Source organism: Cyanobium gracile UHCC 0139 (assembly GCF_034931325.1).
Classification (GTDB): Bacteria; Cyanobacteriota; Cyanobacteriia; order PCC-6307; family Cyanobiaceae; genus Cyanobium; species Cyanobium gracile_B.
Map to the genome: position 1 here is coordinate 221,731 of NZ_JAYGHX010000005.1, position 23,984 is coordinate 245,714.

The 23,984-nt window shown below is 68.4% G+C and carries 21 protein-coding genes; 3 read left to right on the plus strand and 18 right to left on the minus strand.

Annotated elements, in window-relative coordinates; all coding sequences use genetic code 11:
- Positions 1 to 4 precede the first annotated feature (4 nt).
- Genes VB738_RS10235 through VB738_RS10260 form a run of 6 tightly spaced genes read right to left on the minus strand, consistent with a single transcriptional unit; the run spans position 5 to position 7,434 of the window.
- Positions 5 to 889 (minus strand): glycosyltransferase family 2 protein, encoded by an 885-nt coding sequence (locus VB738_RS10235; protein WP_323305650.1) that lies wholly within the window; start codon positions 887 to 889, stop codon positions 5 to 7.
- Complete coding sequence (locus VB738_RS10240) at positions 886 to 1,797, minus strand: glycosyltransferase family 2 protein (RefSeq protein ID WP_323305651.1); 912 nt, start codon at positions 1,795 to 1,797, stop codon at positions 886 to 888. The genes VB738_RS10235 and VB738_RS10240 overlap by 4 nt, the downstream gene beginning before the upstream one ends.
- The gene (locus tag VB738_RS10245; protein WP_323305652.1) at positions 1,790 to 2,992 is read right to left on the minus strand and encodes a glycosyltransferase; all 1,203 of its coding nucleotides are present in this window, start codon (positions 2,990 to 2,992) and stop codon (positions 1,790 to 1,792) included. The genes VB738_RS10240 and VB738_RS10245 overlap by 8 nt, the downstream gene beginning before the upstream one ends.
- Entirely contained in the window at positions 2,989 to 4,539 is a 1,551-nt protein-coding gene (locus tag VB738_RS10250) for an asparagine synthase C-terminal domain-containing protein (RefSeq protein WP_323305653.1), read from the minus strand. The genes VB738_RS10245 and VB738_RS10250 overlap by 4 nt, the downstream gene beginning before the upstream one ends.
- Positions 4,536 to 5,465, minus strand: a complete 930-nt coding sequence (locus VB738_RS10255; RefSeq protein ID WP_323305654.1) for a glycosyltransferase family 8 protein — start codon at positions 5,463 to 5,465, stop codon at positions 4,536 to 4,538. The genes VB738_RS10250 and VB738_RS10255 overlap by 4 nt, the downstream gene beginning before the upstream one ends.
- Before the next feature lie 49 nt (positions 5,466 to 5,514).
- Positions 5,515 to 7,434: an ABC transporter ATP-binding protein gene (locus tag VB738_RS10260; RefSeq protein WP_323305655.1), complete on the minus strand. Its 1,920-nt coding sequence runs from the start codon at positions 7,432 to 7,434 to the stop codon at positions 5,515 to 5,517.
- A gap of 352 nt (positions 7,435 to 7,786) precedes the next feature.
- Between VB738_RS10260 and VB738_RS10265 the strand changes: the two genes are divergently transcribed.
- Positions 7,787 to 8,977: a TIGR03790 family protein gene (locus VB738_RS10265; RefSeq protein WP_323305656.1), complete on the plus strand. Its 1,191-nt coding sequence runs from the start codon at positions 7,787 to 7,789 to the stop codon at positions 8,975 to 8,977.
- On the opposite strand, the gene galE is transcribed toward VB738_RS10265, so the two are convergent.
- From galE to VB738_RS10310, 9 genes are all read right to left on the minus strand, one after another.
- Positions 8,931 to 9,977: a UDP-glucose 4-epimerase GalE gene (gene galE / locus VB738_RS10270; RefSeq protein ID WP_323305657.1), complete on the minus strand. Its 1,047-nt coding sequence runs from the start codon at positions 9,975 to 9,977 to the stop codon at positions 8,931 to 8,933. The two genes, VB738_RS10265 and galE, sit on opposite strands and share 47 nt — an antisense overlap.
- Positions 9,974 to 10,942, minus strand: a complete 969-nt coding sequence (locus tag VB738_RS10275) for a GDP-L-fucose synthase (protein WP_323305658.1) — start codon at positions 10,940 to 10,942, stop codon at positions 9,974 to 9,976. The genes galE and VB738_RS10275 overlap by 4 nt, the downstream gene beginning before the upstream one ends.
- Before the next feature lie 130 nt (positions 10,943 to 11,072).
- Positions 11,073 to 12,197 carry a GDP-mannose 4,6-dehydratase gene (gmd, locus tag VB738_RS10280; protein WP_323305659.1) on the minus strand — a complete coding sequence of 375 codons (1,125 nt, stop codon included), beginning with the start codon at positions 12,195 to 12,197 and terminating at the stop codon, positions 11,073 to 11,075.
- A 323-nt stretch (positions 12,198 to 12,520) separates the two neighbouring features.
- Positions 12,521 to 13,258 carry a Bax inhibitor-1 family protein gene (locus VB738_RS10285; RefSeq protein WP_323305660.1) on the minus strand — a complete coding sequence of 246 codons (738 nt, stop codon included), beginning with the start codon at positions 13,256 to 13,258 and terminating at the stop codon, positions 12,521 to 12,523.
- A gap of 102 nt (positions 13,259 to 13,360) precedes the next feature.
- Complete coding sequence (locus VB738_RS10290; protein ID WP_323305661.1) at positions 13,361 to 13,867, minus strand: FUSC family protein; 507 nt, start codon at positions 13,865 to 13,867, stop codon at positions 13,361 to 13,363.
- A 10-nt stretch (positions 13,868 to 13,877) separates the two neighbouring features.
- Positions 13,878 to 14,894 (minus strand): PhoH family protein, encoded by a 1,017-nt coding sequence (locus VB738_RS10295; RefSeq protein ID WP_323305687.1) that lies wholly within the window; start codon positions 14,892 to 14,894, stop codon positions 13,878 to 13,880.
- Complete coding sequence (gene rpsP / locus VB738_RS10300) at positions 14,891 to 15,325, minus strand: 30S ribosomal protein S16 (protein WP_323305662.1); 435 nt, start codon at positions 15,323 to 15,325, stop codon at positions 14,891 to 14,893. The genes VB738_RS10295 and rpsP overlap by 4 nt, the downstream gene beginning before the upstream one ends.
- Before the next feature lie 46 nt (positions 15,326 to 15,371).
- The gene (ffh, locus tag VB738_RS10305) at positions 15,372 to 16,859 is read right to left on the minus strand and encodes a signal recognition particle protein (RefSeq protein WP_323305663.1); all 1,488 of its coding nucleotides are present in this window, start codon (positions 16,857 to 16,859) and stop codon (positions 15,372 to 15,374) included.
- A complete protein-coding gene (locus VB738_RS10310) occupies positions 16,859 to 18,835 on the minus strand; it encodes an ARC6/PARC6 family protein (RefSeq protein ID WP_323305664.1) in 1,977 nt (658 codons plus the stop codon). The genes ffh and VB738_RS10310 overlap by 1 nt, the downstream gene beginning before the upstream one ends.
- Positions 18,836 to 18,943: 108 nt before the next feature.
- Here VB738_RS10310 and pdhA point away from each other — a divergent pair, with 108 nt between their 5' ends.
- Entirely contained in the window at positions 18,944 to 20,053 is a 1,110-nt protein-coding gene (pdhA, locus tag VB738_RS10315; protein ID WP_323305665.1) for a pyruvate dehydrogenase (acetyl-transferring) E1 component subunit alpha, read from the plus strand.
- Here the strand turns inward: pdhA and VB738_RS10320 are convergent.
- Positions 20,032 to 20,493 carry a hypothetical protein gene (locus VB738_RS10320; protein WP_323305666.1) on the minus strand — a complete coding sequence of 154 codons (462 nt, stop codon included), beginning with the start codon at positions 20,491 to 20,493 and terminating at the stop codon, positions 20,032 to 20,034. The two genes, pdhA and VB738_RS10320, sit on opposite strands and share 22 nt — an antisense overlap.
- A gap of 63 nt (positions 20,494 to 20,556) precedes the next feature.
- Between VB738_RS10320 and VB738_RS10325 the strand changes: the two genes are divergently transcribed.
- Positions 20,557 to 21,117, plus strand: coding sequence for a hypothetical protein (locus VB738_RS10325; RefSeq protein ID WP_323305667.1), 561 nt, complete (start codon positions 20,557 to 20,559; stop codon positions 21,115 to 21,117).
- Positions 21,118 to 21,129: 12 nt separating this feature from the next.
- On the opposite strand, the gene VB738_RS10330 is transcribed toward VB738_RS10325, so the two are convergent.
- On the minus strand, positions 21,130 to 22,062 hold the full coding sequence (locus tag VB738_RS10330) for a sigma-70 family RNA polymerase sigma factor (protein WP_323305668.1): 933 nt from the start codon (positions 22,060 to 22,062) through the stop codon (positions 21,130 to 21,132).
- A 173-nt stretch (positions 22,063 to 22,235) separates the two neighbouring features.
- Positions 22,236 to 23,915 carry an NAD(P)H-hydrate epimerase gene (locus tag VB738_RS10335; protein ID WP_323305669.1) on the minus strand — a complete coding sequence of 560 codons (1,680 nt, stop codon included), beginning with the start codon at positions 23,913 to 23,915 and terminating at the stop codon, positions 22,236 to 22,238.
- Positions 23,916 to 23,984: the final 69 nt, after the last annotated feature.

Below are 23,984 nucleotides of genomic sequence, written 5' to 3' on the forward strand. Positions count from 1 at the left end.
GGGGCTAGAGCGCCCTGGGGGTGCGGGTGGTGCTCAGGTCGGTGGGCAGTTCCAGCCGGCCGGCGCCGTAGTCCTCCAGCAGCCGGTGGGTGTAGGAGCGGATGAAGTCCACTGGAAAATCCTTGCGCGCGGGGTTCGGCGCCGCTTCGCTCTTCTCCCGGGCGGCGATCCGGTCGTACCAGTTGTGGTAATGGGTGATCGTGCCGTCGAGTCCGTAGAAGTTGCCGAGGCCGTAGCGCAGGTAGGCGAGTTCGTCGCTCCAGACCGCCGGTGGCGAGGCCGGCGTGAACAGCGGTTCGCTGGCCCGGTTGGACACGTAGACGTCCATGGGCACCCAGTCGAGCTTCTGCCGCTGGAGCTCCCGCGGCAGGTGGTGGGTGATGTGGGGGCCGTGGAAGTCGACCTCGTAGCGGGGCCGCGGCAGGCGCCCCTTGCGCCGCCAGTGGAGGCGCCGGCAACGGCGGAACCGCCGGGTGTGCATCAGCAGGAAGGAGCTCTCCGGCATGCCGGCGCCGAAGGGGCGGGTGAGGGGTCCGCAGCCGATGTCCTGCGGTGACACCAGCGCCACCCCCTCCACCAACCGGGAGCGGCACAGCTCGAACCAGTCCGGTGCGAGCAGGATCACGTCCGCATGCAGCAGCAGGGTGTAGGGGGAGCGCGATCGGTTCAGCAGGGCATTGAGCGCCTCCGGCTGGCTGCAGCGGCGCTGCAGCACCTCGGCCCCCCGCTGCCGGGCGATGGCCACCGAGCGGTCGGTGGAGCCGTTGTCCAGCACGCAGACGCGGCTGTGGAGGCCCGCGGTGGTGGCCTGGAGGGCCTCCAGGCAGTGGGGCAGAAACAGCTCGCTGTTCCAGCTGGTGATGCCGACGAAGAGTTCGGGTGTGGTCATGGTCGGGGGAGCAGCCGCAGGCGACGCAGCAGCCGCACCGGCAGCTGGCGCTCCAGGGTCGAGAGCCGCTCGCCGAGGGCGGACTTCTCCGCCAGCAGTCGCTGCACCAGCCGATCGAGTGAGGCGCTCGCCCCGTAGCGGGCGTAGATGGTGGCCAGTTCGGCCGGAAACCGTTCCCCCTGGCGACGCGTCTTCACGGTGGCGTAGTAGCGCATGGCCCCCAGTTTCTCCTGGGTGACGATGCCGGTGCAGCGCTGGGAGAAGCGCCACCAGAGGTCGTAGTCCATCAGCAGGCTGAGGGACTCGTCCACCTGGCCGCCGGCCTCCTGCCAGAGGGAGGAGCTCCAGAAGCAGCTCTGCTGCAGCAGGAAGCAGTCGTTCTCGATCGCCAGCAGGGTCTGCGCCGATCCCTCCCGGGCGGGCACGTGGCGCAGGAACTGCTGGTCGGCGCTGATGATGTCGCCGCTGCCGATCACCCAGCGGCCGCCGGGCTGGGCGGCGAAGGCCTCCAGCACGGTGCGGAAGGCACCGGGAAGATAGAGGTCGTCGGAGTTGAGCCAGGCCAGGATCGATCCGGTGGCCCGGCGGAATCCCTTGTTGATGGCCTCCGACTGGCCCCGGTCGGGCTCGCTGATCAGCACCGAGATCCAGGGGCGGTACCGCTCCAGCACCGCCGGGGTGTCGTCGGTGCTGCCGCCGTCCACCACGATGACCTCGACGTTGTCGTAACCCTGCCAGAGGATCGACAGCAGGGTGTCCTCGATGAAGGCCCCCTGGTTGAGGGTGGGGATCACGATCGAGAACAGGGGCCGGCGAGGGTCGCTGCTGAACCGTGCGGGCAGGCTGGGCGGAGCCTCTGCGCTCCAGCCATAGAGGGGACGGGTGGCGGGCAGGGGCAGCTCAGCCATGCTGGGGTCCGGCCACCACGGCCCGTTCCATGCAGGCCAGCAGACGGGGCGCCACGTCGTCGATGCCGGACTCGCGCCACACCCTGGCCCGGCTGCGTTCCCCCAGGCGGCGCCGGCCCTCCGGGTCGTTGCTGAGCTGGTGCAGGGCCGCGGCAAAGGCGGTCAGGTCGAGGTAGGGGACGGCCAGACCGCAGCCGTCGGCCACGAAGTCGACGATGCCGCCCCCGCCGTCGAAGCAGATGGTGGGCACGGCCGCGGCGGCGGCCTCGAGGGCCACCAGGGGATAGGGGTCTTCCCGCGACAGCAGGCCGTGGACGGCGAAGCGACCGATGACGCCGATGGCGGAGGGCAGCGGCGGCAGCAGCAGGACCCGGTGCTCGAGCCCCAGCAGCTGCAGATCGCGCCGGGCCACCATCACCTCCTCCTGCCCGGGAGAGGCTCCGAGCCAGACGGCCAGGAAGGGCTGGCCGGCGAAGACCTTCTCACATTCGCGCACCAGCAGGGGGAAGAGGTCGAAACCCTTGCGGGCGATTGCCTGGCCCGCGAAGCCGAACACGAACGTGCCCGCCGCCAGAGCGGCTTCCATGGGCTCCAGGGCGGGCTCCTCCGGCAGCGGCTCCGGCACGGGCGGACCCTGCCCGGGGGCGGCGAAGGGCAGGAAGCCAGGAATCACGGTGCAGCGCCTCAGGGGCAGCCCGTGGCGGGTGTGCAGGGATTGCCTCACCCCTTCGGCGCAGGCCACCACGACGCTGGAGAGGGCCAGCTGACGGGCCACGGCCTCCGGGCTGCTCATGGCAGCCAGGGTGGTTTCCAGTTCGTGGACATGGCTGAGGCAGGCCGGGCGCTCCGGATCCGCGGCCAGGCCTCCGAGGTGCTGGCCCAGCACCAGGGTGTTGAGGTAGATCAGCTCGGGCCGGTGCCGCTGCACCGCCGCCTCCAGCAGCTCGGCCGGACTGCCGGCCTTCCCCCGCCCGAGGCGGGAGGCGACGCGTTCGCGCAGGGGCTGGAAGAGTGGCCGGCTCCAGGCCTCCGTGGGCGCCAGGGCCTCGAAATCGGGGCGCAGGGGACCATCGCTGAGCAGCACCACCGCCGGTTCGATGCCGCGCCGCTGGGCCATCAGCCAGCGCAGCAGCCAGAGCAGCAGCAGCGGGGCACCGCTGCGGGTGGCCATGTGGGAAACGAACAGCACCCTCATGGGGCGATCACCTGCTTCCAGACGATCAGGGTGAGCAGGAAGGCCAGGGTTCGGGTCCGGTCGGTGCCGCTGCGGTGGGCCTCCAGGATCCGCCCGACCAGCTCCGGATCCACCAGGTCGTCGATGCGCCCGGCGTGATCGAGCAGGAAGGCATGCATCCGCGGGTCGCGGTACCAGTCGGCGCTGAGGTCGTAGCTCACATAGCGGGCCCGCCGCATCGGCGGCGTCCAGTAGAGGGGCGGGGCTTTGGGCAGCATGCGGCGCCGGTCGAAGCCGTTCTCCTCCGGAAAGGTCAGCAGTTCGGGGCAGTTGCGGGCGATGGCATGGCGGTGCCAGTTGGAGCCCAGCTTCCAGCCATCCGGAAGGTTCCAGATCGCTTCGATCCAGCGGCGGTCGTGGAACGGGGAGCGCCAGGCACTGGAGGCCCGGTACATGCGGATGCCGTTGGCGTAGAAGTTCGGTACCCGCTGCTCAAAGTAATAGCGGGTGAGGCCTTCGAGGAAGCCACCCCGGCAGAAGCCCGCCAGGCGGGCCGCCCGCCGGCCGCGGCCCTCCGCCACCAGCTCGGCGGCCAGCGGCGGGGCCAGGTGGTGCAGTTCCTCGGCGGAGAAACTGGGGTGCCGGTTCAGTTTCATGGTCCAGAACCGGCCCAGGGCCACGTCGGGGGCCAGGGAGGCGAAGCGGCCCAGCCAGCCGCGGTCGAAGTAGTAGGACCGGGCGAACTCCCCCAGGGTGCCGACGAAGAACGTGGCGTCGGCCGGGATCGCCGCCTTGAGGGGATAGAGGTAGGTGTGCCAGTGCCAGGCGGTCTTGGTGCCGTTGGTGACGCTGGAGATGGTGGGCGCGTGGGCGAAGACGTCGTCGAGCTCCAGGCTGATCAGCTGGTGGGGCAGGTCGAAGCGCTCGGCCATGCGGCGGGCCACCTGGACGTCGGTCGCCTCCTCCCGCCCCATCGTGATCAGATGGGGCCGCAGGCCCTGACGCAGCATCGACGCCAGGATCACCCGCGAATCGAACCCGCCCGACAGGGACAGATAGGGGTTGTCCCCCGCCAGCCGCAGCACCGCGGCATTGAGGGCCTCGACGGCGGCGTCGGGGTCGGCGGGGGCCGGCGGAATGCCGTCGAGGACCGCGACGGAATGGAGGGAGACCCTGCCCTCGGTGAAGTGGAGGATGCTGCCGGGGGGCACCCGGCGGATCGCCGGGTGGAGGGTCTGGTTGTCGGTCAGGTTCTCCAGCTGGCAGAGATCGCCGAGGGCCTGCCAGTTCCAGCGCCAGGCCAGGCCACTGCGGCGCAGGATCTCCGCCACCCGGTCGCCGTGGAAGAGGCGACCGTCGTGCTCCAGGACGTAGTAATGGGTCGCCCCCACCGGGGAGGTGACCACCGTCACGTCGCCGGCGTCGGTCTCGATCACAAGGGCGTACTCCCCCTGGGTCTCGGCCAGGGCGCGGCTTCCCTGGCGCAGGAAGCGTCCGAGCAGTTCGGCCTCGGTGCTGTCGGCGTAGCCGATGCAGGTGAGCCGGTGGTCGCCGATCTGGATGGTCATCGGTTGCGGGGAGCCAGCCTGGCGAGCATCTCCTTGCCGGCCCGTTTGACCCGGAACCGCAGGCGGCCCAGCCGCTCGCCCAGGGTGGTGCTGGGGGTGCCCTCCAGGGGCAGATGCGCCCAGGGCGTCTGCTGCCGGATCTCCAGGTAGCGGTGGCGCCAGGGGTGGGTGCAGCGATGGTGCCAGGGCTTGGCCACGCCCGAGCCGGCGAAGTGGATCACGGCGGGGCTTGCCCGGGCCAGCTCCGCCTGCCGCCCCAGGGCGGTGTCGGCGGCGGTGTACTCCGGATGCATCCAGAGGTGGGGCAGGGCGTTCCAGCGCCAGTCGAGGGGACGCCAGCGGGCCTCCAGCAGGGAGTTGAGCACGTCCTGGTCCCAGTGCTTGATGCGTTCGGGATGGGTGCGGGCGAACTCCAGCCCGTTGGCCAGGATGTTCTCCCGGCGCCAGCGGCCCAGATCGATCAGCATCGCGCCGGCATTGAAGACCAGGGAGCCTTCCGCGAGGCCGAGGCGGTTGCGATCGAATTCCTGGTTGTGTTCTTCCACCGCGCCGATGCTGTTCCCCTCCAGGGGCGACTCCCACAGGTCCTGCAGCGAATCGACCACGATCAGGTCGGAATCCAGGTAGAGGACCTTTTCCACCGCATGGGGGAGGGCCGCCGGCAGCAGCAGTCGGAAATAGGTGGCCAGGCTGATGTGCCCGAAGACGGGAAAACCCGCGAGCATCTGCTCATCGAGCTGCAGGAAGGACACCGAGGGGAGAAACTCTCCCAGGTAGGCCGCCAGCCGAGCTCGTTCCGCGGCATCAATGACACCGTGGAGAATGTAAACACTCAGGCGGTCGGTTGGATTGGAAAGCTGCAGAGATTTCAGCATCACGGCGCAGTGCCGGATGTAGTTATTGTCGATCGTGCAGGCGATGATCATCGGAAAGATTCGTGCTCCTGCAGGGTTGCCCCGGGCCATGAAAAACCCATCAGAGGGAGGCGGCCGTCATCGGCTTCTGATGGGGATGCTTGGACTGGTCGCTCCAGAGTTTGGCGTACATACCCTCCTGGGCAAGCAGCTCATGGTGGCGGCCCCGCTCCACGATCCTGCCTTCGGAAAGGACACAGATCACATCGGCATTGACAATCGTACTGAGCCGGTGGGCGATGACCAGAACGGTGTGCTGACGTTCAAACTGTTCGATCGCCTGTTGCACCAGCCGTTCGCTCTGGCTGTCGAGGGCGCTGGTGGCCTCATCGAGGATCAGAAGCTCAGGTCGGCGCAGAATCGCCCTGGCCAGAGAGATTCTCTGGCGTTGGCCGCCGCTGAGCCGATAGCCCCGTTCGCCGATCTTGGTGTCGTAGCCCTCCGGAAGATCCGCGATGAAGCGGGAGGCCTGGGCCTTGGCGGCTGCCTCCATGATGTCGTCCATGGAGGCGTTCTCGACGCCGAAGCCGATGTTGTTGGCGATGCTGGCGTTGAACAGGAAGGTGTCCTGACTGACGACCCCCAGGCGCTGCTGCCAGCTGGCCAGATTGATCGTCCTGATGTCGACGCCGTCGACGAGGATCCGGCCGCCGGTGGGTTCGTAGAGGCCCACCAGCAGATCGGCGATGGAGCTCTTGCCGGCGCCACTGGAGCCGACCAGGGCCACGGTCTGACCACGGCCGATCGTGAGCTGGATGGAGGACAGGGCCTGCGGCAGATTGGGGCTGTAGCGCAATGAGACATCATCCAGTTCGATCGCCTCGCGGAGGGCCGTGAACGGCACACCGCCGGTGCGGATGAAGTCCTTGTCGTCATCGCGCAGGATCTGGTTGAGCCGCTCGACGTTGGCGCTGTTGGCGGCATAGCCCGTGGCCAGTCCTGTCAGCGTGCCGACCCGCTGGTTGAGTCTCTGGAGGGCGATGATGAAGGTCACCAGGCTCGGCAGGACGCCGCTGCTGCGGTCCTTGAACACCAACAGGCTGAGCGCCGCGATGATGGCGATCGAGATGATTGGCAGCATGTTCGAAATCGGCTGCACGATGTTGGAAAGCTTGCTCTGGCGGATCGAGAGCCGTTTGCTTTCGCCGAGCAGTGCCTTCAGTTTCTTTCTGGAACTTTCCAGCTGGCCGGTGCTGTGCAGCAGCCGCAGACCCTGGATCTGCTCGTTCTGATGGCTCGACAGCTCGACCCCCACTTTCTGCTGCTCCCGTGAATTTCTGCGGATCCGCGGCAGCAGCACCTTCTGGACCGTCTGCATGACGGCGGCCATGGCGAAGGCCACCAGCAGCAGCCAGGGGGAGATGGCCACGAGGATGGCCAGGTAGATGATCAGCTGCAGACTGTTCATCAACAGCCCGTTGGCCAGGCTGATCTCCTTCTGAACGGTGCTGCCCCCGGAGCCGACGTAGTTGAGCAGGTCGCCGACGCGGTAACGGCTGGCGCAGCCGAAGGTCAGGGAGAGGACCCGATCGTTCAGCTTGCCGGTGATTTCGGTGCCCATCCGGGCCCCCATCACGGCAGTGCTGATGCTGTTGATGTAGCTGGTCGCCGCCATCAGACCCTGCAGGGCAACGGCGGTGGCCAGGAGCAGTACGAAGATGCCATCGCGACCGGCGCGGGTGCTGAGGGCACTGTTGAGCCAGTCCTGCAGCCAGGGAAGCTGATTGAAGGATCCGAGGACGGAGATCTTGCTCCAGTCACTGTTCTCGGGAGCACTGATCAGGCTGACGGAAAGAAAGATGATCCCGAGGGTGGCCCCCTCGCTGAGGCTGGCGGCCAGGCTGGTGGAGAAGTTGACGGCCAGCAGCTTCCAGTATTTCTTTGCCGAGTGCCTGATCAGGCGAGCTGCTGGTCTCTGGTCAGTGAGGGGAGCAAGCAGGGGTGTGGGGAGTCGTCTGGCGATGCGATGGAGAAGCGGCATCAACGGCGAGGCGAAAAGGGAGCTGGAATCGGCCGGTGGTGAATCTGGGAGGCGACGGTGTGCTGTCTCCGGTCGGTAAACCGCCTCCGAGCCACGCGCCTGGAGGTCGGGTCTGAGGCTTGCATCAGCCCGCCGGACCAAGGGATCGGGTTGGCAACGTTGAGGAGCACCGCGAACCCAAATCTAGGCCGCCACCGAGGGCCTGCACGAAGTTGGGCTGGTCCTACGATCGGCGCCATCAAGGGCCTGAGCCGGGTGGCCCCACGACGGCCATCCCCAGGCCCCGCTTCCAGGAACGATCACGGTTTGCACCGCCTCCGTCGGCCAAGCCTCCAGCCGCACCGGTTCCGCCATGGCTTCTCCTCCGCCACGGCCGTCACATCGCCGGCCCTGGCCCTGGTCGGGACCCGCCCCAGGAGGGTGGCGGAGTGGGTGGCGTCGCCGGCTGCCCCTGGCCCTGGCGCTGCTGCTGCCGCTGGCCCTGGGGTCCAGTGGCAGCCCGTGGAGCGGGAAACGCTCGACCGGCACCGGGTCGCCCTCCCACGGCCCCCTCGACCATCGCCATCTGGCGATCATCATCAACGCCGCCGATCCGCTCAGTGAGAGCATCGGTGGGCTGTACCAGGCGGCCCGGCTGGTCCCCCCGAACCAGGTGATCAGAGTGCATTTCCCGCCTGGGAAGACGTCACTGGATCCAGGCCTGTTCCGCCGCATCAAGTCCAGCGTCGACCGGCAGACCCCTGCCCATGTTCAGGTGTATGCGCTGGCCTGGGCGGCGCCGTACCGGGTGGGATGCCAGTCGATCACCAGCGCCTTCAGCTTCGGCCTCGATCCGCGCTACTGCGCCAGCGGCTGCCGCACCACCGCCCTGAGTCCCCTGTTCGCCCGCGGTGACGTGCGCCGCCCCTGGGATCAGCTCCGGGTGCGACCCAGCATGATGCTGGCGGCCACCAGCGCGGCGATGGCGAAGCGCCTGATCCAGCAGGGCGTGGCCTCGGATGGCACCGCACCGCCCGGGACGGCCTATCTGCTGAGCACCAGCGATGCCAGGCGCAACCGACGGGCCGCCGGCTACCCCCGAGTCAAGGCCGCCATCGGTTCCCGCCTGCGGGTGCGGTTCATCGTGGGCGACACCCTGGTGGGAGCCCAGGACGTGATGGCCTACATCACGGGGCTGGCCTTCCCCGTGGGCCTGCGCACCAACCGCTTCCGCCCCGGTGCCGTCGCCGATCACCTCACCTCCTTTGGGGGGCAGCTGACCGACAGCCCGCAGATGAGCGCGCTCCGCTGGCTCGAGGCCGGCGCCACCGGCAGTTACGGCACCGTGGTGGAACCGTGCAATGTCACGGCCAAGTTTCCCGATCCGGGACTGTTGCTCACCTATTACCTCCGCGGCGACACCCTGATCGAGAGCTACTGGCGCAGCGTGGCCATGCCCGGCCAGGGGGTCTTCATCGGAGAACCCTTGGCCAGGCCCTGGCCGGCGGACGCTGGCCTCAGCCCTGATGACGTCGCTGGTGCCAGGTCCAGGCGTGCTCGATGATCGTTTCGAGTTCCGGGAAGCGGGGTCGCCAGCCGAGTTCCTGGTGGGCACGGGTGGCGCCGGCCACCAGCTGGGGTGGGTCACCGTCCCGACGCTTGGCCACATGGGCCAGGAGGCCGCGGCCGGTGACGGCCTTGGCGGTCTCGATCACCTGTTGGACCGAGTAGCCGGTGCCGTTGCCGAGGTTGTAGATCAGCGGTCGGCGCTCGGTCTCCTCCCGTTCCCGCAGCCGCAACAGCCGCTCCAGGCCCAGGACGTGGGCATCGGCCAGGTCGGCCACGTGGATGTAGTCGCGGATGCAGGTGCCGTCCGGGGTTGGGTAGTCGTCGCCGAAGATCTGCAGGTAGGGCTCCCGACCGCTCATGGTGTCGAGCACCCGCGGAATCAGGTGGGTTTCCGGGTTGTGGTCCTCCCCCAGGTCGCCGTCGGGGTCGGCACCGGCGGCATTGAAGTAGCGGAAGATCACGCTGGGCAGGCCGTAGGCCGCCGCAAAGTCGGTGAGCAGTTGCTCCACCATCCACTTGCTGCGGCCGTACGGGTTGATCGGGGCCTGGGGGTGGTCCTCGGTGATCGGCACCTGCTGGGGAATGCCGTAGGTGGCGCAGGTGGACGAGAACACGATCGGCAACGGCCGCTCGGTGGCCACCAGGGCCTCAAGCAGGGTGAGGGTGTCGCCCAGATTGTTGCGGTAGTACTTGGCGGGATCGGTCACCGATTCGCCCACATAGGCGTAGGCGGCGAAGTGGAGCACCGCCTCGATCGGCTTGCCCTCCAGGGCGGTGCCGTCCAGGGCGGGATGGCGGCCACGCAGCAGGGGTTCGAGCACCTCACGGTCGCCCACCTGGCCCAGCACCAGCGGCACCTTGAGGGTCTTCTCGACGATGTCGGCATGGCCGTAGACCAGGTTGTCGAGCACCACCGGCTGGTGCCCCGCCCTGGTCAGGGCCCTGACGGCATGGCTGCCGATGTAGCCGGCTCCCCCGGTGACGAGGATCCTCACAGTCGCACCTCGGCGCCGCTGGCCCGCTGGCTGACGAATTCCGCCACGGTGCGGCGCAGTCCGTCCGGCAGGGGAATCCTCGCCCGCCAGCCCAGGGCGGCGAGGCGGCCCACATCCAGGAGCTTGCGGGGTGTGCCGTCCGGCTTGGAGCTGTCCCAGGCGATCCGTCCGCGGAACCCGACCGCTTCGGCCACCATGCTGGCCAGTTCCTTGATGCTCACCTCCGATCCGGTGCCCACGTTGATGTGCTGGAGCTCGTCGGCGGCCGGATACCAGTGGCGCAGGCAGAACAGGGCCGCATCCGCCAGATCGTCGGCATGGAGGAATTCCCTGAGCGGGCGGCCGCTCCCCCAGCAGACCACCTCCTCGGCGCCGGTCTCCCGGGCCTCCTGGAAGCGGCGGATCAGGCCGGGCAGCACATGGCTGTTGGTGGGGTGGTAGTTGTCGCCAGGGCCGTAGAGATTGGTTGGCATCAGGCTGATGGCGTCGAAGCCGTGCTGCAGCCGCAGGGCGCGACACAGCTGGATGCCGGTGATCTTCGCGATCGCGTACCACTCGTTCGTGGGCTCCAGGGGGCCCCCAAGCAGGGCTTCTTCCCGGATCGGTTGCTCGGCCCGCTTGGGATAGATGCAGCTGCTGCCGAGGAACAGCAGGCGGCGGGTGCCGTGCCGCCAGGCGTTCTCGATCACATTCTGCTGAATTTTGAGATTGTCAAGCAGAAAGTCAGCGGGGAAGCTGGAGTTGGCCAGTATTCCCCCCACCCGGGCCGCCGCCAGCACCACCACATCGGGCCGCTGGTCGGCGAACCACGCCGCCACCGCAGGACCATCGGTCAGGTCAAGGTCAGACCGGCTGACGCGGAGCAGATGTCGGTGGCCTTCCGCCTCCAGGCGTCGGGCGATGGCCGATCCGGCCATGCCGCGATGGCCGGCGACGAAGATCCGGTCGTTTGGGGAGATCAGCATGGGGGAGTCATTAATGCCTCGCGCTCCAGCGCGGTCGTGCTGACCGGTGCCCAGAGCGTCGTTAGAGCGCAGGTCCGCCTCAAGAGGAGCAGGGCAGAGCTTTGACCATAGCGGCGTTTGCCGAGCCTTTTCACGGCGAAGCCGTGATGCTGACTTGGGGGGGATTCTCCATCGATCCGACCACGGTGAATCCCTCGCGCCGCAGGGTGGCCTCCTTGGCGGCCTCCTCCTTGTCGGTGGCGACCATCTCCGCCACCAGTTCCTCCAGGGTGGTGGTGGGGGTCCACCCCAGTCGCTCCCTGGCCCGGGTGGGATCTCCCAGCAGGGTCTCCACCTCCGCTGGCCGGAAGTAGCGCCGATCGATCCGCACCACCGTGGCGCCGGTGTCGCGCCGGGCGCCCGTCTCCTCAACGCCGCTGCCGCTCCAGACGATGCCTCCCCAGCCGAGTTCCTCGGCGGTGAGCTCGATGAACCGACGCACCGACTCCTGCCGTCCCGTGGCGATCACGAAATCCTCGGGCTGCTCCTGTTGCAGCATCCGCCACTGCATCTCCACATAATCACGTGCGTGACCCCAGTCCCGCAGGGAGTCCAGGTTGCCCATGAACAGACCCTGATCGAGACCCGCATCGATGCGGGCCAGGCCCCGGGTGATCTTCCGGGTGACGAAGGTCTCCCCCCTCCTCGGACTCTCGTGATTGAAAAGGATGCCGTTGCAGGCATACATCCCGTAGGCCTCCCGGTAATTCACCGTGATCCAGTAGGCGTAGAGCTTGGCTACGCCGTAGGGACTGCGTGGATAGAACGGGGTGGTTTCCTTCTGGGGAATCTCCTGCACCAGTCCATAGAGTTCACTGGTGCTGGCTTGGTAGATGCGGGTCTTGTCGGTCAGCCCCAGGATGCGGACGGCCTCGAGGATCCTCAAGGTCCCAAGGGCATCGGAGTTGGCGGTGTATTCGGGACTTTCAAAGCTCACGGCCACGTGACTCTGGGCCCCGAGGTTGTAGATCTCGTCCGGCTGAATCTGTTGAACGATCCTGATCAGATTGGTGGAGTCCGTCAGATCGCCGTAGTGCAGAACCAGGCGAGGATTTCGTTCGTGGGGATCCTGGTAGAGGTGGTCGATCCTGTCGGTGTTGAAGCTGCTGGCCCGGCGCTTGATTCCATGGACCACATACCCTTTCTCCAGGAGCAACTCCGCCAGATAGGAACCGTCCTGGCCGGTGATCCCGGTGATCAGAGCCGTCTTGGTCATGGGGTTTCCGTTGTGTTCAGAGGGTGAAGGGGCCGCGCCTGCCGAACAGGAGTGCAGGTTGCCCCTGCTGCTGCGCCATGCCTGCCGGTTCCGGCTGGAGTCGGTGGGAGCTTAGCTGGGCGCTCGCAGGGTGTCCGCCGATGGGGGAGCCTCGTCGGCGCCTGAACCAAGGTGGTGCGGCTGGCTGTGATGGTGGCCAGGGCGGGAGATCGGGCTGATTGGCGCCGAGGCATCGCCATCAAAAAAGAAGGACCCTTCCGCAACGGAGGGGTCCCATGGCCGTCTTGGCTGAAAAGAATGATCAGTGCGCAGCCGCCATGGCGTCAGTCGCGGCGACCGCCACCCTGCAGGGCGATGATCAGCCGCAGGATGAAGATGAAGAGGTTGATGTAGGTGAGGTACATGCCCAGGGCGCCGGCCAGATACTGGTCGTCGCTGTAGGTGCGGGGCATGGTGTAGAAGTCGACGAAGGCCGCTCCCACGAACAGCACGGTGCCGAAGCCGGCAATCATCAGCTCGAAACTACCTCCGGTGAAGATGGCCGGGGCAAACAGGCCACCCACCAGTTGCACCACCATGGCGATCAACAGGCCGATGATGCCGAGACCCACCACTCCGCTGAGGGCCTGACCGACGTTGTCGCTCATCCGGCGGCCGAAAAAGGAGGCGATCACGAAGGTGATGCCCGTGGCCAGGGCGGCGGTGCCAACGGCGCCGACACCAGCTGATGTCACGGCGTAGCTGACGATGCCGCTGAGTGTGAAGCCGGTGATCAGGCTGTAAGCCGTCAGGATCGGCAAGGCGGTTCCGGCGTTGCCCTTGGTGGCGGCGTTCTGGGCCACGAAGAAGAGGATGAAGTTGCCGATCAGGGCCACCCAGAACAAGGGCATGAACAGGGCCGGGGCACTGGCCATGAGGGACATGCCACCGAGGACACCACCGGCGGTGAGCACCATGCCGCCACCCACATAGGGCAGGGCCTTGTTCACCACATTGGGCCCGATCAGCGCGCCGGACTGGGCTTCGCGGATCGCTTCCTGAAAGTTGCTGCTGGCCGGCATGGTGCTGGCATTTCAAACTCCGTCCATCTTGCCAGCGGCCCCAGGGTTGCGGCGGAGGCGCCGGTTCGGATCTCCCCATGCGGGCAGGTCAGCAGCCCCGCTTCAGGCATCGCCGCTGGGCTGGCGGCGCGATCCGGGCCAGAACCACACCGCCAGCAGCGCCACCGCCGTGCCGATGCAGGACTCCAGGAAACGCAGCAGGGCGTTCACACCGGGGCTCAGGGCCGGATCCAGGCTGCCGGTGACCATCACGACGATCACCGTGATCGCTGCCAGTCGGCCGTGGCTGGGCACGTTGATCGCCGCACAGATCATCACCGTGGCGAAGATCGCCGCGGCCATGCCGAGGGGGTGAAAGGGCAGCAGCGTCAGGTACACGGCGCTGGTGATGGCGCCGATCCCGGAACCCAGAATCCGCAGCGAGGCGGAGGAGGCCGCATCCTTGCGGGTGATCTGGGTCACCATGACGGCGGAGATCGCCGACCAGAGGCCGCCGATCTTTGGCAGGTAGCCGGGGAACAGGCTCGTGAACCAGAAGCCCAGGCTGTAGGCCACCAGAGCGGCCAGCGCGATCTGGGCCGGGATGCGCAGCCGTTCGGCCATGTTCATGGGTCCGCGTTCATGGTTCCGATCGGGCGGTGGTGCCATCCGTCCGTTTCCTGGCGGCGGGGGCCGGCGGGCGGGCATCGCGGCGGGCGTAGGCCTGTACCAGGCGCTGCACCAGCGGATGGCGCACCACGTCGGCGTCGGAGAAGCGGCAGATCGCCACCCCTTCGACCCCGGCCAGCACCTGTTCCGCCTCCACCAGGCCGCTCAGCTGGCCCGGGGGCAGGTCGATCTGGGTGGTGTCACCGGTCACGACCATGCGGGAGTTCTCCCCCAGTCGGGTGAGAACCATGCGCATCTGGGCGCAGGTGGTGTTCTGGGCCTCATCGAGGATCACGAAGGCATCGGCCAGGGTGCGGCCGCGCATGAAGGCCAGGGGGGCCACCTCGATCACCCCCTTCTCCAGCAGCTGGCTGGTGCGCTCCTGACCCAGCAGGCCGTGGAGAGCGTCGTAGAGGGGACGCAGGTAGGGATCCACCTTCTGCTGCAGATCGCCGGGCAGGAAGCCGAGCCGCTCGCCGGCCTCCACCGCCGGCCGGGTCAGCACCAGCCGCTCCACCTTGCGCTCCTGCAGCATCCGCACGGCCAGGATCGTGGCCAGGAAGGTCTTGCCGGTGCCGGCGGGGCCGATCGCCAAGGTGAGGTCGTGGCGTTCGATCGCCTCGACGTAACTGTTCTGCCGCAGGGTGCGGGGACGCAGGGGACGGCCGCTGACGCTCGTGGCCAGCACCTGCAGCCCCATGCTGCGGTGCTGGTCGGAGCGCCCGGTGTCCAGGGCTGTCAGGGCCGCCTGGATGTCCACCGGGCCAATGGGTTCGCCCCGTTGCCACAGGGGCTCGAGGAGCTGGATCAGGGCCTGCAGCCGCTCCACCTGGGAGCTGCGGCCCCGGATCTGAAGATCGAGGCCCCTCAGAACGATCTGGGTACCCGTCAGCGCTTCAAGCCGACGCAACGCTGTGCCATCGGAACCGGCCAGGGCGATGGCGGCGGCGCTGTCGGGCAGGGCGAACGTGGAGGAGAGCTCGCTCAGGCCTCGGCGGCGGCAGGTTCAGCGTCGGCGGCAGTGGCCGCTTCGGCGGCAGCGGCAGCCTCAGCGGCCTGCTTGGCGGCGGCTTCCTTGGCGGCTTCGGCGGCGGCTGCCGCTTCCTTCACCGCGGCGGCAGCGGCGGCCTCCCGGGCGGCGGCCTGCTGCAGCTTGCCGACGGTTTCGGCGGGGCGGGTGGTCTTCTCGATCAGGCCGCCCTTCTCAAGCAGGCTGCGCACGGTGTCGGTGGGCTGGGCTCCCTGGCCCAGGCGAACACGGATGGCCTCGGCGTCGAGGCGGGTTTCCTTGGTGCGGGGGTTGTAGAAGCCCAGTTCCTCGAGCGGACGGCCATCGCGGCGGGAGGTGCTGTTGGTGGCCACCAGACGGAAACTCGCTTCCCGTTTCTTGCCGAACCGCTTCAGCCGGAGCTTGATCATCTGGAAAAGGGTGCTCGAAATGCAGCCCCAAATCCTACAGGCCGGCTCAGAGCTGACCGAATCCCTTGCGCTTCTTGGCGGGCTTGGGGGGCTTGCGGGGCTGGCCGCCGCCACGGCCACCGGGGCCGCCCATCCCGGGCATGCCCCCCATTCCCGGCATCCCCGGCATGCCACCACCCATCCCCGGCATGGCGGGGAAGCCACCCATCCCCGGCATTCCTGGCATCCCCGGCATCCCTCCGCGGGTCATCTGCTGCATGAAGCCCCGCATCTTCTGGAAGTCCTGGAGCACCTTGTCCACATCCGCCGGGGTGTGGCCGCTGCCAGCGGCGATGCGGCGGCGGCGGGAGGGCTGGGCGGCGAGCAGTTCGGGCTGCCGGCGCTCGGCCTCGGTCATCGAGCCGATCATGGCCTCGATGCGCTTCAGCTGGCTCTCGCCCTGCCGGAGCATGCCGTCATCGATCTTGTTCATGCCGGGGATCAGCTTCATCAGTCCGCCGAGCGACCCCATGCGCTTGATCAGGCGCATCTGCTGCACGAAATCGGAGAAATCGAAGCTGGCTTCCTGCAGCTTGCGCTGCATCTTCTCCACATCGGCCAGCTCCACCTCCTTGGTGGCCTTCTCCACCAGGGTGAGCACATCGCCCATACCCAGGATCCGGCTGGCCATCCGTTCCGGATGGAACGGCTGCAGGGCCTCCACCTTCTCGCCGGTGCCGATGAACTTGATCGGGGCACCGCTCACCTTGCGGATCGAGAGCGCCGCCCCGCCGCGGGAATCTCCGTCCAGCTTGGTGAGCACGGCGCCGGTGATGCCCACCTGCTCGTGGAAGGCTCTGGTGAGGTCGGCCGCCTCCTGGCCGATCATGGAATCCACCACCAGCAGCACCTCATCCGGGTGGGAGGCCTCCCGGATCCGGACCATCTCCTCCATCATCGCGGTGTCGATCTGGAGGCGGCCGGCGGTGTCCACCAGAACGGTGTCGAAGCCCTCCTCCCGCCCCCTGGCCACGCCCGCGGCGGCAATGGCCTCGGGGCTGGTCTCGCTGCCGAGGCTGAACACCTCCACGCCGATCTGGCGGCCCAGGGTCTGGAGCTGGTCGATGGCGGCCGGACGGTAGATGTCCGCGGCCACCAGCAGGGGACGGCGGCCCTGCTCCTTGAGGTGCAGTCCCAGCTTGGCGGTGGCGGTGGTCTTGCCAGCCCCCTGCAGGCCGGCCATCAGGATCACGGTGGGCCCTTCGGCGGCCCGCGCCAGGGGGGCGTTGGCGCCGCCCATGGTCTCGACGAGCTGCGCGTGCACCAGCTGGATGAACTGCTGGTCCGGGCTCACCCCACGCACCACCTCGGCGCCGACGGCCTTGCGCCGCACCTCCTCGATGAATTCCTTCACCACCGGCAGGCTCACATCGGCCTCCAGCAGGGCCCGCCTCACGTCCCGGAGGGCGCCATCGACGTTCGTCTCCGAGATGGCCGCCTGGCCCCGCAGTCCCTTGACCGCGTCTTCAAAGCGCTGGGAGAGTTCGTCGAACATCAGTTGAGGGATTGGGTGGCCGCCAGGCGCCAGCTGTCGCCGTCGCGTCCGAATACATAACCATTGCGCAGCTCCATCGGCGGCGTTGTCTCCACCACCGTCCCGTTGGCATCGAGGCGCCGGTCGCTGTAGCGAAGCCGGGCGACGGCGACGATGCGCCGGGGACCGCTTTCCGAGAGTGTCAGGTCGGAGATCCGCACGTCCAGCCGCTGGGTCTGGCCCCGAGCCGCATCACTGCGGCGTTCGCTGGCGAGCAGATCCACCGGCCCCTTCCGGGCGATGCGATCCAGGCCCTGGGGCATGGGCCCACCCGCCAGCACATCCCCCTTGATCGTCAGCCAGTTCTCCAGCAGCCGGCGGACCTGGGCCGCATCGGGACGCGGGCTGGTGAGGGGGGTGAGGCTCTGGCCGATCGCCGGCCCGGGGGAGGGAGCCGGGGCGGCTGCAGGGGGCTTGGCGGCTGGAGCCGGGAGCGGAGCGGGTGGCGGTGGCGGCGGGGGTGCGCTCTGGCGCTGCCGCACCACCCAGGCGCCGGCCAGGAGCAGCACGGCGGCGCCGCCCGCCAGCAGCCAGGGCCGGGGGGGGACGGGCCAGCGCAGGGGCACGTCGTCATCAGGTTCCCCGTCGTCGTCAGGATCCGTTGCGGGGCCTGTTGGCGGAAGGGGGGGGAAGCCCCCAGGGGCCGAGGTGGCGGGAGAGAAGAACTCCGCGGCGGGAAACCCCGGTGTCTCGAAGCTCGGGAAAGGGGGAGGCGCCGCTGCGGCCGGCGCCGCCGGTGCTGGTGCCGAGAGGTAGGCGCGGCCCCGCCGCTGGTCCTCCCGCTCCACATAGGCCACCACGTCCCGGTCACTGAAGTAGGCCACCAGATCCGGTTCGGCCTCCAGGTCCCGGTAGCCGGGCAGCACGTCCCGCACCAGCCAGTCACTGCAGTAGGCGCAGAGCTGGCCGAGGGGATCGTCACTCTTGCCGGCCGCCCAGGCCTTCAGGTCCTGGCTGGCGCCGCTGTCGAAACAGGCCCTCGCCGTGTCGGCCTCCCCCAGCAGCAGGTGCAGGTTGGCGAGCAGGGGCTCCACGCCCTCCCGTCCGCTGCGCTGCAGCCGGTTTCTGGCATCGGCGATGCGTTCGGGCTTGCGCTGGGCGAAGCCCGAGGCGGTGAGGGCGATGGTGGCCAGGAAATCGGCGGCCTCCGATCCGCTGGCCGCCCAACGGCTGAACAGATCCACCTGTTCCTGAACGGTGAGGAAGGAGCGGATCTGGTGGAAGAAGGTCTGGAAGTCCTGGGGGGGAAAATGGGGATCTCCGTCCCCTTCGAGGCCCCCGCGCCGCTGCACCAGTTGCTCCAGCAGTGCCAGACCCTCACGCCGCTCGGCGCCGGCGGCCAGATCCCGGCTGAGCAGATCGAGCACCCGGTAGGGGGTGAGCCGGTCCAGCCGGGCGTTCATGGTTTCCCTGAGTTCGGGTTGTCTGCCGAGGCGCTGGAGCAGCTGCAGGCCCTGTCGCAGGGTGCGGGCGGCGGCTTCGAAGCGACGCTGCTCCTCCAGCTCCCTGGCGGCCTCGAGGCAGGACAGTCCTGCCAGGAGGGTCAGATCGGTTTCACGGCCACTGCCGAGGGTGGGCGCCTGGGGCAGTTGCAGGCAGCGGCTGGCCAGCTCGAAGGCGTCGTGGGGCTGGCCCCCTTCCATCAGCAGCAGCAGACCCCCCACCTGGCGGGTGGTGGCGATCTCCAGGGCGGGCTGCAGGGAGCCATCGGTGTCGGCCAGGCCCGTCAGTTCCGCTTCGTAGGCGGCGCGCCGATCGTGGTCGCAGAGCAGGTCGGCGCTGGCGCGGAGCAGGTCGGCCCGTGCCTGCAGGGTCTCCGGGGTGAAGCCCCCGTGGGGCACCCGGTCCAGCCGCGACTGGAGGGTGCGCAGGACGCCCTGGGCGTCGGCGGATGGGGAGACGCCCAGCAACCGGAAGTGATCGATCGGCAGGTCCAATCCCATGAGGCCGCTGGGGCGCGACTGTAGTCAGAGGCAGTGGTTTTGACTGTCATCAGGGAACGGACCCCGTACAGTCGTGGCCACGAATCGCATCGCCTTCCTGCCATGACTCAGGAACTGACCGCGGCGCGGGCAGCGCAGCCCGGCATCGTCGGGGCAAGCTCCTCGACCGGGGAGGCCGGCAGCCATGCGGTGCGGCTCGAGGGCCTGTACCCCGCCGAGCGGGCCAGTGTCAGCCGGGAGGAGGGGCTGATGCTCTTCCGGGACATGACCCTGGGACGCCGCTTCGAGGACAAGTGCGCCGAGATGTACTACCGCGGCAAGATGTTCGGCTTCGTGCATCTGTACAACGGCCAGGAGGCCGTCTCCACCGGGGTGATCCGGGCGATGCGCCTCCAGCACGACTGGTTCTGCAGCACCTACCGCGACCATGTCCATGCCTTGAGTTGCGGTGTGCCGGCCCGGGAGGTGATGAGCGAGCTGTTCGGCAAGGCCACCGGATGCAGCAAGGGGCGGGGCGGCTCGATGCACCTGTTCTCCCGGGAGCACCATCTGCTTGGCGGCTATGCCTTCATCGGTGAGGGCATCCCGGTGGCCCTGGGGGCGGCCTTCACCAGTCGCTACAAGCGTGACGCCCTTGGCCAGGCCGACAGTGACGCGGTGACCGCGGCCTTCTTCGGGGACGGCACCTGCAACATCGGCCAGTTCTACGAATGCCTGAACATGGCGACGCTGTGGAAACTGCCGATCCTGTTCGTGGTCGAGAACAACCGCTGGGCCATCGGCATGGACCACAACCGGGCCACCAGCGAGCCGGAGATCTGGCGCAAGGCGGCCGGTTTCGGGATGGTCGGCGAGGAGGTCGACGGCATGGACGTGCTGGCCGTGCGGGCGGCGGCCCAGCGGGCCATCGCCCGGGCCAGGGCCGGCGAGGGTCCCACCCTGCTGGAATGTCTCACCTATCGATTCCGCGGCCATTCCCTGGCGGATCCCGACGAACTGCGCGAAGCGGCGGAGAAGGAGTTCTGGGCCAAGCGTGATCCCATCAAGCAACTGGCCGGTCGCCTGATCGAGCAGGAGCTGGCTGCGGCCGAGGAGCTCAAGGAGATCGACAGGGAGATCGATGCTGTTGTGGCCGATTGCGTGGAATTCGCCCTGGCGGCCCCCGAGCCCGATGGCAGTGAACTCACCCGCTACATCTGGGCCGACGACTGAACGGTCGGCTCCTGACGGGACAGCGCCCCGGTAGGGATCGAGCAGCCGGAATGCGGCAGATTTCTGTCGCCAGGTTTGTTCCGTCCTCCCAGTATCTTCTGGTCTTCAGCCATGCCGACCAGACGATCTTCTGGCCTTGAATTGATGTTAGAATCGCTGAAATCGCCTGGACGGCAGCGGGTCTGATGGCCAAGCGTGTACTTGTCACTTTCACGGATCACCGCATGAAAGTGGCCCGTCGCCGCTTGTGTCGCCAGGCCAAAGAGATGGGGGCGTATACGGACATCCTGGGCGCTTCGGAGTTTGATCTTGATCCAGCTTTCCGCCAGCGATTCAAGGAGTATCTGACACCAGAGCACCGGGGCTTCGGCTACTACGCCTGGAAGCCGCAGATCGTTCTCCAGACCCTTGAGCGTCTGCAGGATGGCGATCTGGTCCATTGGATCGATTCCGGTTGCCACCTCAACCCCGCCGGACGGGAGCGTCTGCTGGAGCTGTTCTCCATGGCCGCGGCAGCCCCTTCGGGCCTTCAGGGTTTCGAATGCCTGCCCCCCAACGGATCTCTCGTCTACGAGGGCCGTCAGTTTCCCGATCAGGGGGAGGCCAGGTGGACGAAGGGCGATCTGCTCGACCGCCTGGCGGTGCGCGACCGGCCGGAGATCACAGGCACCCAGCAACTGGGGGCGACCACCTTCTTCGTGCGCAAGTGCCCCGCCGCCATGGACTTCATGCGCCACTGGATCAGGGTGTTCAGCGAGGATTTCTCGATGATCGACGACCGTCCGTCCCGTTCCCCCAATCTGGAGGGGTTCAAGGAGCATCGTCATGATCAGTCGATCTATTCGATCCTCGGAAAATTGCTGCCGATCTCGACCACATCCGTGTTCGAGTTCTGGTTTCCCCGCGCCGACAACTGCTGGCTGCCGGACTGGGAGAGAGTTGGCAATGCGCCGATTCAGATCCGCCGCGACCGGGGCCTCAAGGGGGAGAGCCGGCTGAAGATCGCCGGGCTCCAGGCCAAGGGCTGGTTGAAGCGGGTTCTGGCCGGAGGGGCTCGCCGCTGAGGGGCCGGCCGATCAGGGCAAGGGAACGGTGGAACGGGTGGAGAGGCTGCGCAGCTTGCGCAGGGCCTTGAGTTCGATCTGTCGTACCCGCTCCCGGGAGACATCCAGCTGCCGGCCGATTTCGGCCAGGGTGTGGCGCTCCATGCCGTCGAGGCCGAAGCGGAGGGCCAGAACCTCCTTCTCCTGGGCCGAGAGGTGGCCCATCAGCTCGGCCAGCTGCTCCTGGTGCATGCCCCGCTCGATGCGATCCAGCGGCTCCTCGGCGGAACCATCGGCGATCAGGTCCCCCAGGAAGCTGCGGCCGTCCTCCGCGTGGATGGGGGCATCCAGGCTGGAGATGGTGAGCGCCTGGCGGAGGAGGGAATCGAGCTCCTCGACGGGAATGGCCATGGCCTCGGAGATCTCCCGACGGCTGGGCATCGCGCCGAGCTTGTGGGCCAGCTCCAGGCTCACCTTGCGGACCGTCGTCAGCCGTTCGCTGAGGTGGACCGGCAGGCGGATGGCCCGGGACTGGCAGGCGATCGCCCGGGTCATGCTCTGGCGGATCCACCAGAAGGCATAGGTGGAGAACTTGTAGCCCCGGGTGGGGTCGAACTTTTCGACGGCACGCTCGAGGCCGAGGGAACCCTCCTGGATCAGATCGAGCAGTTCGAGGCCTTTGCCCTGATACTTCTTGGCCACGCTCACCACAAGTCGAAGATTGGCGCGCATCATCCGCTCCTTGGAGCGGCGGCCCACCTTGATCGTCTTGTTCTCCTGGACGGAGTAGCCGTCTTTCGATTCCTCCACCAAGTGCATCATCGCCTGCACCTGGTTGCCGAGCTCGATCTCCTCGGCCGGGGTCAACAGAGGCTCTCTCCCGATGGAGGTGAGATACCAGGTGATGGAATCACTCCCTCTGCGGGTGGAGCCCTCCCTTCTCGTCGCGACGGCGGAGACGGTCATAGGAGGGGGCGTAATGGCGCCTTCGAAAGTGTGAATGGATTATCCACCCACCGGCAGGAGCAGAAAGTGTCTGGAACAACTTTTAAGGAATTGCATGCGAACTCACACACAATCGAATTTCTTTAGTGATTGACTCCGGTTGGATGAGCAAAGGGCTAAATCTTCTGTGGCCGCTACGAAGCATCGCCAGAGTCGCCAGATAGGGAAGTGGCCGTTCCCGCCCGATTGCGGTCCTTCCAGGTCTTCAGTTCCACCGCTCCCCATGCCAGGGACTCGGCCACGGCGAGGGGGGTGACCCCGCCGGCGCCGTGTCGGCGATGGGCCTGGACTCCTGCCAGGGCGTGGTCGAGGGCGGCGGCGGCCAGCCAGGCGGCATCGGCCGGCGCCCCGCTCTGCGCCCCCCCCACGGCGGCCAGCGCCAGGGCCCCCCGTCCCGCCGCGTAGCCGGCGAGCACATCCCCGAGTCCGGCCCTGGCCGCCTCCGGGCAGGCTTCCAGCAGTTGCCAGCAGCGTCCGTCGGGGGCCGCCACGACGCTGCGGGCCCCCTTGAGCAGCACACTGGCGCCCGTGCGGCGGGCCGCCGCCGCCGCCGCCTCCGGCGCAGGGAGCGGGGCCAGGTCGGGGAAGAGCCTCCGGAACTCCTTCGCGTGGGGCGTGATCCAGGTGGGGCCCCGGCGGGTCTGGAGCCAGTCGCTGCCCATGGCCGCCACGCGGTTGAGGCCATCGGCATCGAGCACCAGCAGACCAACGAAGTCGGCCAGCTCCTGCCAGCGCTGCCGTTCCGGGCCTGCGATCTCCGCCGCCGGCTGCTCACCGGCGGGGACGACCCCGCCCAGGCCGGGACCCAGCAGCACCGCATCGAGCCGATCCAGCCAGCCCGCGGCCAGACCCGCCAGGGCCAGGCCCCAGGCCGGGGTGGCCCCCAGGCCGGGCTCCAGCACCACGTGCGGGTGGATCTGCCAGAGGTGCGGGCAGATCTCCCGGGGTGGGGCGGCCCGAAGGCTGCCGCACCCGGACGCCGTGGCGCCGGCCAGGGCCAGGTGGGCGGCGCCACGGAAGCGGCGGCTGCCGGCGACGACCAGCAGGCGTCCACGGGCATATTTCCCGGCGGCCGGATCCGGGCGGGGCCAGGGAGCTGACCGCTGGTCGGCGGCCCCCAGGCCCAGCAGCGACTGCCCGCGGCTCCGGCCCAGCAGCGCGCCCGGCAGTCCGAGGTCGATGCGCTCCAGCCGTCCCACCCAGCGCAGGGCCGCGTCCTGGACCAGCCCGCGTTTGACCAGGCCGATGGTGTAGGTGGTGGCGGCGGTGGCGGCCACGCCGCCGAGCAGGGCACCGTCATCGGCGTCCAGCCCGGTGGGGACATCGATGGACACCAGGGCGCCGGGCCGCCGCCGCTGCCGATCCCCCAGCAGGGCTTCGATCAGCGGGCCGGCCGGCCGGTGCTGGCCGATGCCGAAGAGGGCATCCACCCAGAGGGCCGGATCGTCCGGGTCGGGCGGGGCCTCCAGCAGGGGAATCCCGAGCCAGCGGGCATGGCGCAGGTGGGCCTCGGTGAGGGGGCGGCGGCGCTCGAAGGGGCACCAGATCCGCACCCGGCCGCCGGCCAGATGCCATTCCCGGGCCACCACCAGCCCATCACCGCCGTTGTGGCCCGGCCCCACGAGCACCAGCAGGCCGTCCTGCCGGTCCTGGCCCGGCCGCTCCGCCAGCCGGCGGCTCACCGCCAGGGCGGCCTTCTCCATCAGGGCCTCCACCGGCAGGCCGCTGGCGAACAGCTCCTGCTCGATGGCGGCCATGGCGGCGCCGCTCACCAGGACGTGATCGGCATCCGCCGGCGGCCAGGCGGTGGGCATCGGCCCGAGGTTCACGGCGGCCCGAGCAGTGCTCTCCCATGATGGTGGTGTCCGCCCGTTCCACCCATC

Bases quoted from the DNA above. Each gene is read 5' to 3' on its own strand.
- VB738_RS10235 (WP_323305650.1), bottom strand. From the start codon at position 889: ATGACCACACCCGAACTCTTCGTCGGCATCACCAGCTGGAACAGCGAG.
- VB738_RS10240 (WP_323305651.1), bottom strand. From the start codon at position 1,797: ATGGCTGAGCTGCCCCTGCCCGCCACCCGTCCCCTCTATGGCTGGAGC.
- VB738_RS10245 (WP_323305652.1), bottom strand. From the start codon at position 2,992: ATGAGGGTGCTGTTCGTTTCCCACATGGCCACCCGCAGCGGTGCCCCG.
- VB738_RS10250 (WP_323305653.1), bottom strand. From the start codon at position 4,539: ATGACCATCCAGATCGGCGACCACCGGCTCACCTGCATCGGCTACGCC.
- VB738_RS10255 (WP_323305654.1), bottom strand. From the start codon at position 5,465: ATGATCATCGCCTGCACGATCGACAATAACTACATCCGGCACTGCGCC.
- VB738_RS10260 (WP_323305655.1), bottom strand. From the start codon at position 7,434: ATGCCGCTTCTCCATCGCATCGCCAGACGACTCCCCACACCCCTGCTT.
- VB738_RS10265 (WP_323305656.1), top strand. From the start codon at position 7,787: ATGGCTTCTCCTCCGCCACGGCCGTCACATCGCCGGCCCTGGCCCTGG.
- VB738_RS10275 (WP_323305658.1), bottom strand. From the start codon at position 10,942: ATGCTGATCTCCCCAAACGACCGGATCTTCGTCGCCGGCCATCGCGGC.
- gmd (WP_323305659.1), bottom strand. From the start codon at position 12,197: ATGACCAAGACGGCTCTGATCACCGGGATCACCGGCCAGGACGGTTCC.
- VB738_RS10285 (WP_323305660.1), bottom strand. From the start codon at position 13,258: ATGCCGGCCAGCAGCAACTTTCAGGAAGCGATCCGCGAAGCCCAGTCC.
- VB738_RS10290 (WP_323305661.1), bottom strand. From the start codon at position 13,867: ATGAACATGGCCGAACGGCTGCGCATCCCGGCCCAGATCGCGCTGGCC.
- rpsP (WP_323305662.1), bottom strand. From the start codon at position 15,325: ATGATCAAGCTCCGGCTGAAGCGGTTCGGCAAGAAACGGGAAGCGAGT.
- ffh (WP_323305663.1), bottom strand. From the start codon at position 16,859: ATGTTCGACGAACTCTCCCAGCGCTTTGAAGACGCGGTCAAGGGACTG.
- pdhA (WP_323305665.1), top strand. From the start codon at position 18,944: ATGACTCAGGAACTGACCGCGGCGCGGGCAGCGCAGCCCGGCATCGTC.
- VB738_RS10320 (WP_323305666.1), bottom strand. From the start codon at position 20,493: ATGGACCAGATCGCCATCCTGCAGACGCTCAAGGGTCTGGAGAACGAT.
- VB738_RS10325 (WP_323305667.1), top strand. From the start codon at position 20,557: ATGGCCGCGGCAGCCCCTTCGGGCCTTCAGGGTTTCGAATGCCTGCCC.
- VB738_RS10330 (WP_323305668.1), bottom strand. From the start codon at position 22,062: ATGACCGTCTCCGCCGTCGCGACGAGAAGGGAGGGCTCCACCCGCAGA.
- VB738_RS10335 (WP_323305669.1), bottom strand. From the start codon at position 23,915: ATGCCCACCGCCTGGCCGCCGGCGGATGCCGATCACGTCCTGGTGAGC.